Raw genomic sequence first — 13,801 nt, forward strand, 5'->3', positions numbered from 1 at the left:
ATTAGTTTCTGTAGTAGATTTAGATAATTGTCTTTATTTTAGTATAAAATTACTAGATATATAGATTACCGTCAAATAGATTTTCGGAATTAACAAAAACATTTTGATTATATCAAAATAAAACAAAAACATTATTGTCGAAAATTTATGATTAGCGTACAATTACAGTACAAAACTTTTAACAACAAAGGAGATTATGATGTCTAGTATTTTTGGATTTATTTTGGCGTTAATAGCAATAGGAGTCGGTATGGTTTTAAAAGGAGCATCCCTATCTGCATTAAACAATCCGGCAGCATATCTCATTATTTTTGGAGGAACTGCAGCTGCAATTTTAATAGCTTTTCCATTTAGTGAGATAAAAAAGTTTCCTATCTTGTTAAAAATCGCACTATTCGAACCAAAACAATCATCTAAGTCTGGACAAGTAGATAGCTTAGTAAAATGTGCAGAAATCGCAAAAAGAGAAGGATTATTAGCTCTTGAAGAAATTGCGGTTGAAACACAGGATCCTTTTTTCAAAAAAGGACTAGAGATGATTATCGACGGCCATGACATCGAATTTATTGAAGAGGTCTTATTAGAAGAAGTAGCAGCAATTGACAAACGCCACAAAACGGGAGCACTTATTTTTACTCAAGCCGGTACATATGCGCCAACTTTAGGGGTACTTGGAGCAGTAATTGGTCTTGTTGCATCATTAGGAAATTTAAATAATGTAGAAAAATTGGGGCATTCCATTTCTGCAGCCTTTATCGCAACCTTGCTTGGTATATTCTCTGGTTATGTTATGTGGCATCCTCTTGCAAATAAATTAAAACGTATTTCAAAACGCGAACAGGAATTCAAGCTTCTTACAATTGAAGGATTGCTTGCAGTGTATGAAGGACTTTCTCCAAGTGCGTTAGAAAAGAAACTAAATGTATATATTGCTCCAAGTGAACGAAAAAAGACTGATAAGGTAAACGAGGAAACTGCAAATGAGAAGACAGCGTAGAAAATTAGAGGAAGAGCATGAAGAACACATTGATGAATCTTGGCTAATTCCATATGCTGATATTTTAACTCTCCTACTGGCCTTGTTTATTGTTTTATTTGCTTCTAGTACGGTGGATAAAGCAAAATATGAATCAATTATGGAAGCCTTCAAATCAGAATTAACCGGCACAAAAATAGAAAGTAAAGATTCTGGACTTTCCATTAAGCCTTCGGATAAGGAGTCTGATGAAAAAACAAGTGAACAGAAGCCTGCTACAGCTCCAGAAGCTGCACCTGCACCAAGTAAGGAAGAAGTGGAATTAAACCAGCTTAAGGAACAATTAACAAAATATATAAAAGAAAATCACTTGGAAGCTGTTATTTCATTGACAGATACCAAACGTGGTGTAGAAATTTCTTTGAAGGATGTAATCCTTTTTGATCCTGGTAAGGCAGATTTAAAACAAAGCTCCTATCAAACCCTTGATGTTCTAGTTGGCTTATCGAAAACAGTTGACAATCCAATTAGTATAGAGGGTCATACTGACAATGTTCCAATTAAAAATACTGCCTACGCTTCCAATTGGGAGTTATCTTCAGCAAGAGCAGTAAGTGTTCTGCATTTTTTTGAAACAAAAAGCATTTTAAAAGATCGTCTACAATTTGTAGGATACGGGGAATACAAACCAATCTATCCAAATGATACAAAGGAACATAAACAAGCAAACCGTCGGGTTAATATCGTTATTTTACGTAAGAGTTAAAAATAGCCAGTTTCCTATTTTATATAAGGAAGCTGGCTTTTCTTGTATTTACAAAGTTTTCACCATTTGCACCTGTTCAGTAGTATTCTTGAAACCGTGATTTGATAAATACTGGATTACCGGGTTGGCCTGTGAGGCGTTAACTGTCATATAGGTAACTGGATGGTCTTGGTGTTCTGTCATTGAGGAAAAAATGGCTTGCATGTTCTCATATGACAATCCTCCAATTAGCTCCACTTGGAATAAGAATACCTTTTCGAGTTGCCCTTCTGGGTTCCAAACACGCTTATATAGAGCGTAGCCAAGTGGATTTTGTTCGTTGTCGTAATAGATTTGTGCTTCACCCGATTTAACGCTTTGCCATTGACACTGCCAAGGCACAGCTTGCTTATAAAAAGAATAGTTTGCTAGCTGTTCTGGGCGAATGTTCTTCGCTTTTATTGAAGAGTGATTTTGGCTCTCTAAAGTACCAGATAAGTAAACAAGTGAATCGGTAATTTCATAGCCGAACCGCTTATACAAACGAATGGCTCTTTCATTCTCTTTAATCGCCTCAAGGGTTGCCACCTCACAGCCCTCTTCATTGTAAATTTTCAAGATTTCTTCCATGAGTAAAGTGGAAATGCCTTTTCCACGATAATCGTTTGCAATTCCGGTACCGCCATTCCACGCGGTCTTTTTCCCGTTGATTTCTCGAAAACCATTCATGACAATCGCAACAGGCTCCTCCCCATCGTAGGCAACGACGGAGTGTGGTAACGACAGTCCTTCATTGACGAGCCGATTGAAAAACAGTTCAGGCGTCATTTCTAGTTTTACAAAATAGCCCTCAAACCCTCTATTCCATGCTGTAATAATTTCTTGAATCGTGCATTCGGTTAATCTTTTTATTTGTATATTCATCGAACCCCTCCTATAAAAAAACGACTTGTTAGTCTATTTTAATTAAACCAAATTTCACCTTCTCTTACAACTTATTTTCTGATTATTAAAAAAATCCCATTAGGTTTCTAATGGGATTTTTGAGATGTGCTTACTTTACCGCTTCTTCTACTTCTTGGAAGGGCCATGCCGGTAGAGTTTTGGATAATGGTTTATCCTCACGATAGCCGAGAACATATTCTGCTTGCATAATCGTATGGATTTCACGCGTTCCCTCGTAGATGACGGGAGCTTTGGCATTTCTTAGGTATCGTTCGACTGGATATTCATTGGAGAAACCGTATGCGCCGTGTATTTGAACGGCATCATTTGCGGCTTCATAGGCATAATCACAAGCCTGCCACTTGGCAAGTGACGTTTCACGTGTATTTCGTTTCCCTTGATTCTTTAACCACCCTGCTCTATAAACTAGCAACCGTGACTGCTGTAGTCCTGCTTCCATTTTGGCAATCATTTGCTGAACCAACTGGTGTTTGCCGATCTCTTTACCGAATGTGCTTCGCTCATGGCAATATTTTAGACTGGCCTCAAGGCTGGCCATAATGGTCCCGCAGGCACCGGCAGCGACCGTGAATCGGCCGTTATCAAGTGCTGACATGGCAATCTTGAAGCCTTCTCCTTCTTCTCCAACTAGGTTTTCTTTAGGTACCATTACGTTATCGAAAAAGAGCTCGCCAGTATTACCTGCACGTATCCCCAGTTTTCCTTTGATAGCCTTTGAGGAAAAGCCCTCCCACTCCCGCTCTACGATGAAAGCAGAAATGCCGTGGTGTTTCTTTGTTTTATCGGTGTAGGCGAATACTAAGAAGTGATCTGCGACATCACTCAGAGAGATCCAGGTTTTGGAACCGTTTAATATGTAGTAATCCCCCTGTTTTGTGGCCGTTGTGTGCATGGCTGCGACATCGGACCCGGCATTCGGCTCAGTTAGGCCAAAGGCACCTACCTTTAAGCCTTTTGCTTGTGGAGTGAGATATTTTTGCTTTTGCTGCTCATTTCCCCATTGAAGGAGTGTCATGCTGTTCAGGCCGGTATGAACGGATACAGCGGTACGGAATGCTGTATCCCCACGTTCGAGTTCTTCGCAAACAATCGCCAGTGAATTATAATCCATGCCACTGCCACCATATTGTTCAGGGATACAAACTCCCATGAGACCTAGATCGGCGAGCCGTTTTAAAATACTTGTCTCAAAGTGCTGCTTTTCATCCCATTCGCGAATATATGGCATGATCTCCTTATCCACAAACTGTCGCACGGTTTTCCTAAGTAATTCTTGCTCTTCTGAAAAAGAAAAATCCATCATTTTGTTGTATCTCCTCTCTGATTTGTATGTGTTTTTTTAGATATTGTGGTTCATTGGCGGATACCGTGTCCCAACTGGCGGATAACCGGTCTCAATCAGCGATTAGCCATTTTATTGGCGGATAAGCCGCTCCAACTGGCGCATAACCGAATCCAATCAGCCCCAAACAACTTTACTGGCGGATAACCTTCAATAACTGGCGGATGGACATCGATTACTGGCGGATAAGCCTATTTTACTGTCGCATAACCACTCATTACTGTCGGATGGCCATTTTACTGTCGCATAACCCCAGTTTACTGTCGCTCACCCACGCCTCCCATCAGCCACACCCACCAAAACCAATAAAAGAAAGAAACAAAGGCACAGAAATCTGTACCTTTGCACCTTATTCACTTCAACACACTACCGCACCGGGGGACTGTCCCCACCCAAATGCTCTTATTTCACCCCAACTGGGCAAACTTTCTGCCCGATGGCGGCAATCAACTCTGCTGGCATTGGGAAGCTTAATGCTGCTGGGTCCTTCATGACTGCTGGAATTGCGGCTTGAAGAGCTTCTTCTGTGATGTTGAACTCCTTGAAGTCAGTTGGTAAGCCCACCTTATGCTGCAGCAACCGGATTTTCTCGACAACCTTTGCCAAAGCCTCCTCTGGAGTTTCATCAGCCTTCACATCCACATTCAGAGCTTGCGCCAGTTCAGCCACCTTCGGTAAGTATAGATTAGGAACCATTTCCATCACCACTGGTAAAAAGACTGCATTTGCCAAGCCATGCGGGATGCGGAACAACGCACCATACGCATGGGCCATATTGTGAACAGGAATCGCGTTCAAGGCAAAGCTGAACGCAGTAATACCCATTAAGCTTGCCTGCAATAAATCCATACGTGCATCCAGATTACCGCCATCAGCAACAGCCACAGGTAGATTTTTTTCAATCAAACGAATTGCATGCAATGCATGCGCATCTGTTAGGCCAGTAGCAGTCGGGGACGCCAAAGCTTCAATTGCGTGAGTTAACGCATCAAAGCCGGTAAATGCTGTAATCAACGGCGGAAGGCCGACTGTTAAATCAGGATCCAGAATCGCCATATCCGCACTAATAAATGGGTTGATAATATTAGTCTTCATTTGAATCTCTTCATTAAAAATAACGGCAATCGGAGAAACTTCTGAACCTGTTCCCGCCGTCGTCGGAATTGCGATGTGAGGAATCGGGATATAATTTGCTTTCGGGAATGATTCATATAACAAACCGCCAGGTATTGCCTCTTTAATATCAGCGAGACCTTTGTGAAGGGCATACTTCACCCCTTTTACCGTATCGAGCACACTGCCGCCGCCCACTGCCAGCAGGGAGTCTGCTCCGATTTCTCGTGCATAGCGGACCGCATCATTAATGCATTGGCTTTCTGCATCCTGTTTAATATCTAGGTACATCCCTACGAGCTGCGGGCCGCTCCCATGGCCGGTTAACTCAAAAATAGAAGCTACTTTTTCAACCACACCAGCCTTTTCTAACCCTCTATCGCTTAATAGCAAAACCCGCTTGGCACCAAGGCCGGCAAACAAACTAGGAACCATTGCCCGAGAATTTGATCCACTGTAGATTCCCGTACGTAACATGAATTGTGATAAGGTTGTTTTCATTGTTATCTTCACCTCTTCATTAGTTTTGGCCAAATAGAATTCCGTACCAATTCCGTCTTTCAAGTTCAGGACTCATGGATGTATGCACATGTTTCACCTGTGTATAGGCATCCAGTGAATGCTGACCCATTTCACGTCCAATTCCACTTTGCTTGTAGCCGCCGAACGGTGCATCACTGCGGAGCATATGCCAGTCATTGATCCAGACCACGCCAGCCTGAAGTTTTCTAGCAACTTCGTAAGCCTTATTCACGTCGCGTGTCCACACACCCGCTGCTAAACCGTAGATTGTATCATTTGCCATTTTAATAGCTTCGTCTAACTCAGAGTATCGGATGACACATAATACCGGACCGAAAATTTCCTCCTGGGCAATTTTCATTTTATTTGTTACATTCGTAAAAATAGTCGGCTCAATGAAATGGCCTTCCTCACAGCCAGCCACTTTCACTTCTTTACCGCCGCAAACAATCGTGGCACCTTCTTGTTTCCCTGATTCAATATAGGATAGGATAGATTCCTTCTGCTTTTTAGAAATAACTGGACCCACGTCTGTTGCCGGATCCAGTGGATTGCCGAGCTTTAATTTCCCCGCAAGAGCAACGAGCCCTTCCACTACTTGGTCATAGATCTTATCAGGCACGAATAAGCGAGTTCCGGATTCACACAGCTGACCTGAGTGTAAAAACACGCCAAACAGACTGCCAGGAAGTGCAATGTTTAAGTCAGCATCCTCTAAAATAATGTTAGGTGACTTTCCGCCAAGCTCAAGCGTGGTTTTCTTAATCGTGCCTGCAGCAAGCGACATAATATTTCGGCCCACTTCTGTTGACCCAGTAAATGCCACTTTATCCACCTGTGGATGACTCACTAACGCTTCGCCCACCTCTGCACCTGGGCCTGCGACCACGTTGATGACACCTGGAGGCACCACCTCGGAAATGATTTCTGCTAGTTTCAAAGTGGATAACGGTGTGTAGCTCGCAGGCTTGATAACAATGGTGTTTCCCATCGCCAAGGCCGGAGCAATCTTCCAGGTGGCGATGACCATTGGTAGATTCCATGGCGTAATCGCGGCACACACGCCGATCGGCTCCCGCCATATAAAGTTGTGTGCTGGTCCTGGGAATGGCGGGACTGGAAGCGTTTCTGAAAAAGGATATTCTACCGTAAATTTCGCTAATGTCTGGAACAAATCGACCATTTGTAAAATATCGCTGTTTCCAATTCGACGGACCGTGCCGCCGGAGCTAATCGCTTCAAGATATGCTAGTTCTTGTGCGTGCTCGGCAATTTTATAGGAGATTGCATATAAAACATTGGCCCGATCCTTTGGCCTTATGTTTTTCCAGTCGCCTTGGTCAAAGGCTTCACGTGCAGCCTTTACCGCACGATCCACGTCATCCTTTGTTCCTTTCGCTACTTTTGCAACCAACTCCCCACTGGCAGGGTTAAACACATCAAAGGTTTCTTGATTGCTGGCCAGCTCCCACTTTCCATTGATAAAATGGGGAAAAGTTTGCACCTCAACTTGAACTGTCATTATAATTCCTCCTCTACCAATCTTTATCTGACTGAAACTTAATTTACAAAACTCCTAACTCACTATCTGAATATCTATAAATCTCTTCGATTTTTTTGCCTTTGGCTCTCGCTAAAATTTCCATTCGTACGGATAGTTGTTTCAGTGTAAAATTCATGACGTCATCAGGATTCCCTCCGAATGAACTAACCTCCCTTCCTGCGATGCCTTCTTGGTTCAGGCGAATTGCTAGTGGCGTCAACTCGCCCATTTTTGCCACTACAAAATCAAAAAGATGTGGGTGCTCACAAATCAATCGTTGCAGAAGGAATGTTCCGTACCCGATATGCCTTGATTCATCCTTCTTTAGATTCCCAATTCCTTCAAGTAGCCCAGGCATAATGCCCGCAGTTTCCAATGCAGCATAGAAGGAAAAATAGCCGGTTTCCGCTAACACGCCCTCAACAAACATGTTATACACAACCGAAGCCTCCGCAATCGCTTCTGGTGACTGATCGGTAACCAGCCGTTCCATCGCCGTAGGCAGAATCTCATAAAATATTTTCTGATAAGTCTCTGTGTGGAAATGGGATAAGTCCCCCTTCTCCCCAATTGCATTCAACACAAGTCGGAAAAATTCCGTGTGCTTCGCTTCCTCATATAAGAAAGTTGTTAAAAACATTTCTTCTTCCAATCTGCCTTCCTTTGCAATTGCCATAATCAGCGGCAGCAAATCAAGGGTAACGGCTTCTTCACCTGCTTGAAATTGAGAGATTAAGCGCAAAATATCTTGCTGTTGCTCGACAGTCATCCCTTTCCAATCCTCCTGATCCTGACTGAAATCAATATCAGCCGGATTCCAGGTCCCCAGTCGCTTCGCTTTTTGATACAGTCGATATGGGAAAGAATCCTCGAGTAATCCCCTTGAGCTAGTTGTTAAAATGGTTCTTTTTTCCATCATTTTCTCCTCCTTATTCCCTTTACGGTCTGATTACCAATTCAGACGCGGTTTGGCGAAGATGCGTTTTCAAAATCTTTCCGACTCCATTCCTTGGTAACACTTCAAGAAAAACAATTCTTCTAGGAGTTTTATTTTTCGCTAAATGGTCCTGACAGTAGCGGATCAGCTCTTCTTCTGTTACCTCTGAACCGGGCTTCTTCACGACACAGGCGACCATTTCTTCCCCCATTCGTTCATCAGGAACACCTACAACGGCCGCTTCAAACACCTGCTCATGGCCGTTTAATATTTCCTCTACATCACGAGGATACACATTAAAACCACCTCGAATAATTAAGTCCTTTTTCCTGTCAACAATATAGACGTAACCCTCATCATCGATTCGAGCCATATCTCCGGTGTAAAGCCATCCAGCCTTCAACACACGCCCTGATTCCTCCGGATTTTGATAATAGCCTGGAGTAACATTGTCACCACGGACTATCAATTCTCCTACTTCACCAGCAGGAACCTCCTCTCCATCCTCATTGACAATCTTCACTTCAACACCTGGAATTGGAATCCCGACAGAGCCAGGTTTAATCTCGATCCCTTTCCGATGGGCCGTCACAACCGGTGCAGCTTCAGATAAGCCATAGCCTTCATATACCTTAGCCTCAAACTTCTGCTCAAAGGCATGTAGTAAAGCGACCGGCAGTGGGGCAGAACCAGAACCGACAGATTCCAGACTCGAGGTATCGTATTGATCCGCCTGTGGGAAGGAAAGCATGGCATGAATCATCGCTGGTACAGCCGAAAAAGATCGTACTTTGTAAGTTTCAATCGCCTGGAACACACCATTTACATCAAAGGTAGGAAAAACAACGATCGAGCTTCCGGTAAGATAACAGACGTTGGAAACCGTTAAGCCATACACATGGGCAAGCGGCAGGACACCGAGTGTTGTTCCCCGCTCTGTCTCGTTATGTTTCGCCGAGTTCTCCGCATTAGAAAATAGGTTTTTATGTGTTAACAGGACTCCTTTTGGGTTTCCAGTTGTTCCTGAAGTGTATAAAATTACCGCTGTATCCGTATCCGTTACATCATGATCAAATGGACAATCGCTCGAAACCATCACATCGTAAAAGTTTTTCACCTGTTCTGTGGATGGCTGATCAACAACCATTAACACCGGCTGCTCTTCCAATCCTTCCAACGATTTTTTCACATTCGCTAAAACGTACGAGGAGGTGATCACTGCTTTTGCACCAGACTTCTCAGCGATATAGTGAAGTTCTTTCGGATGAAGGGTAAACATGACGGGCACAATGATTGCCCCCGCTCTTGTAATCCCTTGATAGGCAAAGAGTACTTCCGGGCCATTCGGCATGCAAACCATAACCCGGTCACCCTTATTTATTCCGAGCTTCCGCAGACCGTGGGCAAACTGATCTGCCATTTGCTTCGTTTCCACGTTTGTGTAGGTCTTCTCTTTGAAAAATATAAAAGGATACTCACCAAAATTAGAAATATTTGTTTCCAGTAGCTCTCTAAGATTCATTCGATCCGCTCCCTTCGATACATCACTATGGAACCTTTTTTTTCACAGCTAACCAGCTTTCTTTGTTCAAGCAAATCCAGATGACCCTGTATCTGCGACAATCCCAAGAAAATGGTTCGACCTTTTAACCGAGGATACATGACACTACAAATCTCAAAAATGCTTTTATTACCATCACCAAGAATAGATAGGATTTGGTCGCACCGCTTTTCCTGTTCCTTCAATCTTGTTTCGATCAGTTGTAAGTGATTTGTAAATGCCTCCCCATGGCCGGGATAAATCACTCCAAGCGGCAGCTGGCTAATCTTTTCCAGAGATTGCCGATATTGTAATAATGGTTTGGGACGACTACGTTCTACACGTTCAGGCGGTTCAATAAAGGCATTGACAGAAAAGGCCTTCAACAAATGGTCGCCCGCGAAGGTATCCCCCGTCTCTCGGTTCCACAGCAACATATCACATTGGCTGTGCCCGGGAACATGTACCACCTCAAACTTCCTTCCTCCTAACAAAAGCTGGTCCCCTTCTTTTACATAGTGAACGTTACGCCAAATTTCTTCTTGAAAAGGACGTTTGATGATGTGTCTTTCCGGGTCAGCACCACAACTTTCTAAGAAGTGGTTGAAAAATCGCTGGACTCTTTCATATTCGTGAATGTCAGTGTTAATAGAACCACTCGCCTGTTCATGCACATAAATTGGTATGTCCCTTTCTTCCTGTAAAAAGGGAATGGCACCTGCGTGATCGATATGGATGTGAGTCAGGACGATGTGGTCGATATCTATTAATCGAACGCCATGGTTATGTAGTTGGTTCTTTAGCTGCTGGTAGGATTCTTTGCCGGGGTTTCCTGTATCCACTAAGGTCACGGTTTCACCAATTGCCAAGAATGCGTTCACCGTTCCTTCAGCAAAGTGCGTTTGCAGTTCTAGAGGAACAATTTTATACATATGACGGCTCCTCCTTTCTGAATGATAAAAGGCTTGGAATGCGCCATCTTTTGATCTTTAAGAAGTTTCGGTCGCATAGAGCCCCTCTAGGAGACCTTTCTTCCGTTTGTTAAATGATTTTGGTCCAGTAGGCCTAATCTCATCCGCAGGAGGTTTGACCAATAGACTATATTTCTAGTAAACACGGATTATGTGTAGGTATTCCAAAAAACTATTAAATCCCCCTTGCGGATGAATTTTTCACAAGGGGGAAATATTACTTGTTTTGATTATTATTTAAGCTTAATCGGAACGATTTTACCTTCCTCAACGGCTGCTACCTCTAACTCACCATCAAAGCCGCCGCCGGTAAACTTCGTAAATTCATAGATTTTCACATTATCAGGAATATTGCTTACGCCATCCTGCATTTTGGCTTGGATTTTTTCCGCGTCATCAACAGAACCTGCCGCTTTCATTGCTTCTACAAAAATGTACATTGCAATGTAATTTAGACCGGCTTCGGATCCAGGATCCTCACCATACTTTTCTTTATACTTCTTCGCAAAATCAGGAATGGCTGGGCTTTTCGATTCGATTAGAGGCATAACGCCAATGGAACCATTTAGCATATCATATGAGCCTGTTACCTTTTTCATTTCGTCGAATTTCGCTTGGTCCATGACAATGAAGCCGCCCTTAAATCCAAGCTCACGTGCTTGTTTCGCTACCTTTGCAGTTGGTTCAGACGCACCCCCGATAAATAATACATCTGGCTTTTCCTTTAAGGCATTCGTTACAGTCGTGAAGAAATCAGTTTCCTTGGTAAAATCGATGGCAGAATTGTACACAACCTTACCACCTTGTTTTTCCCAGTAAGCCTTTAACTTTTCCGACCAGTCTTTCCCGTATTGGGATGCAGTTGGAAGGAAGGCAATTTTCTTACCGAATTTCTTCATTTCGTATTCAGTAAATGGTTTAAGATATCCATCATATCGTGGAGGAATTCGCACCGTTAGGTTATTGCCCACCTCTGAAACCTTTGGTTCACTCGTGTAGGCGCCAATAAGAAACTTATCCTGTTGGTTGAAAACCTGAAGGGCAAAGACACCACCGCTGTGAGGGGTGAAAATGATAGGAGTTTTGTTCTCTTGAATTAATCGTTTGGCGTTGGCCCCAGCCTCGTTTGGCAGGTATTTATCATCCAATGAAACAATGTTCAGCTTGTATTTCTTCCCACCAACTTCAAATCCGCCGGCACCATTAATCTCTTCAGCCGCCATCTTGACACCGTTTAATGTGCGCTCTCCGTAAAAGGCAGCTGGACCGCTTAATGGACCCGTGTATCCAATATTGACTGTACCTGCTGCATCAGAAGTACTGTCACCGCCGCCTCCGGAAGCTGGTTTCGTATTAGCCGGTTTTTCGGATGTGCTGTTACATGCTGCCAGACTGAAAATAATTACGAAAATGAAACTCATCATCAAAAAGGATTTCATTCTTTTCATTGGTTTTCCCCCTTATATTTTACAAATCTTCAGAAAATGACAGTGATGAAAAACTTCGTCCCTCACCCCCTTAATAAGAAAAGCGTAAGCGCCTTGGTCAGCCCCGACAGGCAAATGTTCTTCGGCAAGAAAAGTCCGCTTTTTGACTTTTATTGCCGAAGGTTATTTGATTCGAGGGGCTAGGCGCTGGAGCTAGACAGTTCTCGAAGTCGAAAATTATACACTCAATTAAGCGCCAATATACGCCTTTCGTACTTCATCATTAGCAAATAACTCTTCTGACGTTCCTTGGAGGACGATCGATCCATTTTCAAATACATAGCCTTTATCAGCGATTTTTAAGGCAGCATTTGCATTTTGTTCCGCAAGTAAAATAGTGGTGCCTTCCTTATTTATTTTTTGAATAACCTCAAACATTTGCTCCACAATTAATGGAGCAAGGCCAATGGATGGTTCATCCAGTAGCAACAACTTAGGTTTTGACATCAGTGCTCTGCCAATCGCTAGCATTTGCTGCTGACCACCACTAAGAGAGCCTGCCGCATCATTCTTTTTTTCCTTCAGGATAGGAAATAACTCATACACATGCTCAAGAGAATGCTTGTATTCTTCCTTTTTGCGGCGGTGAACATAGGCACCCATCCGAAGATTCTCTTGAACCGACATGGCAGGGAACAATTTCCTTCCTTCTGGGCATTGACCAATCCCTAATTTTACAATCTGGTCTGCTGATGTTCGATTTAACCTTTTACCTTCGAAAAGAATGTCCCCAGAAGAAGGCTTACTAAGAGCGCTAATGGTCCTAAAGGTGGTACTTTTACCCGCACCATTTGAGCCCAATAAAACAACGATTTCTCCTTTGTTCACCTCAATATTGATGTCTTGAACGGCCGTGAAACTCCCATATTTGACAGAGACATTTTGTAAACTAAGCAATGGCGCTCCCTCCCAGATACGCTTTTATGACCGTTTCATTGTTCCGAATTTCCTCAGGTCTCCCCTCGGCAATTTTTTCCCCATAGTTTAAAACCATAATCTTATCGGCAATCTTCATGATCATCGACATTTTGTGCTCGATTAAGCAAACGGTAATTCCTTTATTCACCATCTTTTTCATTAACTCTGCTAATCCTTCCGTTTCATCCGGGTTGACTCCGGCTGCCGGTTCATCGAGAAACACGATTTCCGGGTCGGTTGCCAACGCCAGAGCAAAGGCGGTACGCTTCTTTTCCTCCTGTGTTAAGCTACCGACGAGTTTATTAGCGGTATGGTTTAAATCAACAAACTCCAAAACTTCCATTGCCTTTTCCCGGCATTGTTTCTCTTCACTTTTTAAACGAGGTGTTCGAAGGACCGCATCTAGCAAGTTGGACTTGGTACGAAGACGATGTCCAACAATGACATTATCCAGAACAGTGGATTGTTCAAACAAATTGGTCGTTTGAAAAGTTCTGGCAATTCCAAGCTCAGCAATTTTATTGGAAGGCAAAGTAGTAATATCCCGTCCTTTAAAAATAACCTGTCCTGAGCTGGGTCGATGGAAACCGCTAATTAAGTTGAAAAATGTGGATTTCCCTGCTCCATTGGGTCCAATAATGGCATTGATTTTTCCCTGCTCTATTGCAAAATCAACATTATTTACAGCCACAAGGCCGCCAAACTTCTTTGTTAGATTTTTCGTCTCCAAAAATTGCATCC

Annotated in this window: 12 protein-coding genes; 2 read left to right on the forward strand and 10 right to left on the reverse strand. The window is 43.1% G+C overall.

Annotation, left to right across the window (positions count from 1 at the left end):
• Window positions 1-193: 193 nt before the first annotated feature.
• Together motA and QE429_RS15950 are read left to right on the forward strand one after the other, a co-directional pair.
• Entirely contained in the window at window positions 194-997 is an 804-nt protein-coding gene (gene motA / locus QE429_RS15945; protein WP_373463267.1) for a flagellar motor stator protein MotA, read from the forward strand.
• Window positions 981-1,742 carry a flagellar motor protein MotB gene (locus QE429_RS15950; protein ID WP_307288313.1) on the forward strand — a complete coding sequence of 254 codons (762 nt, stop codon included), beginning with the start codon at window positions 981-983 and terminating at the stop codon, window positions 1,740-1,742. The genes motA and QE429_RS15950 overlap by 17 nt, the downstream gene beginning before the upstream one ends.
• Window positions 1,743-1,790: 48 nt before the next feature.
• Here the strand turns inward: QE429_RS15950 and QE429_RS15955 are convergent, their stop codons facing one another.
• From QE429_RS15955 to QE429_RS16000, 10 genes are all read right to left on the reverse strand, one after another.
• Window positions 1,791-2,645, reverse strand: coding sequence for a GNAT family N-acetyltransferase (locus QE429_RS15955; RefSeq protein ID WP_307288315.1), 855 nt, complete (start codon window positions 2,643-2,645; stop codon window positions 1,791-1,793).
• Between the two features lie 130 nt (window positions 2,646-2,775).
• The gene (locus QE429_RS15960) at window positions 2,776-3,990 is read right to left on the reverse strand and encodes an acyl-CoA dehydrogenase family protein (protein WP_307288316.1); all 1,215 of its coding nucleotides are present in this window, start codon (window positions 3,988-3,990) and stop codon (window positions 2,776-2,778) included.
• A 441-nt stretch (window positions 3,991-4,431) separates the two neighbouring features.
• Window positions 4,432-5,676: an iron-containing alcohol dehydrogenase gene (locus QE429_RS15965; RefSeq protein WP_307288318.1), complete on the reverse strand. Its 1,245-nt coding sequence runs from the start codon at window positions 5,674-5,676 to the stop codon at window positions 4,432-4,434.
• Window positions 5,663-7,186, reverse strand: coding sequence for an aldehyde dehydrogenase family protein (locus QE429_RS15970; RefSeq protein WP_307288320.1), 1,524 nt, complete (start codon window positions 7,184-7,186; stop codon window positions 5,663-5,665). The genes QE429_RS15965 and QE429_RS15970 overlap by 14 nt, the downstream gene beginning before the upstream one ends.
• Window positions 7,187-7,229: 43 nt before the next feature.
• Window positions 7,230-8,123: a R2-like ligand-binding oxidase gene (locus tag QE429_RS15975; protein WP_307290852.1), complete on the reverse strand. Its 894-nt coding sequence runs from the start codon at window positions 8,121-8,123 to the stop codon at window positions 7,230-7,232.
• Window positions 8,124-8,145: 22 nt separating this feature from the next.
• Window positions 8,146-9,666, reverse strand: a complete 1,521-nt coding sequence (locus tag QE429_RS15980) for a class I adenylate-forming enzyme family protein (protein ID WP_307288322.1) — start codon at window positions 9,664-9,666, stop codon at window positions 8,146-8,148.
• A complete protein-coding gene (locus QE429_RS15985) occupies window positions 9,663-10,616 on the reverse strand; it encodes an MBL fold metallo-hydrolase (protein WP_307288324.1) in 954 nt (317 codons plus the stop codon). Before QE429_RS15985 ends, QE429_RS15980 begins: the two co-directional genes overlap by 4 nt.
• Window positions 10,617-10,888: 272 nt before the next feature.
• Entirely contained in the window at window positions 10,889-12,103 is a 1,215-nt protein-coding gene (locus tag QE429_RS15990) for an ABC transporter substrate-binding protein (RefSeq protein WP_307288326.1), read from the reverse strand.
• Between the two features lie 228 nt (window positions 12,104-12,331).
• Complete coding sequence (locus QE429_RS15995) at window positions 12,332-13,039, reverse strand: ABC transporter ATP-binding protein (protein ID WP_307288328.1); 708 nt, start codon at window positions 13,037-13,039, stop codon at window positions 12,332-12,334.
• A complete protein-coding gene (locus tag QE429_RS16000) occupies window positions 13,032-13,799 on the reverse strand; it encodes an ABC transporter ATP-binding protein (RefSeq protein WP_307288331.1) in 768 nt (255 codons plus the stop codon). The genes QE429_RS15995 and QE429_RS16000 overlap by 8 nt, the downstream gene beginning before the upstream one ends.
• Window positions 13,800-13,801: the final 2 nt, after the last annotated feature.

The sequence above is a fragment of the Bacillus sp. SORGH_AS_0510 genome, assembly GCF_030818775.1.
Taxonomy (GTDB): domain Bacteria; phylum Bacillota; class Bacilli; order Bacillales; family Cytobacillaceae; genus Neobacillus.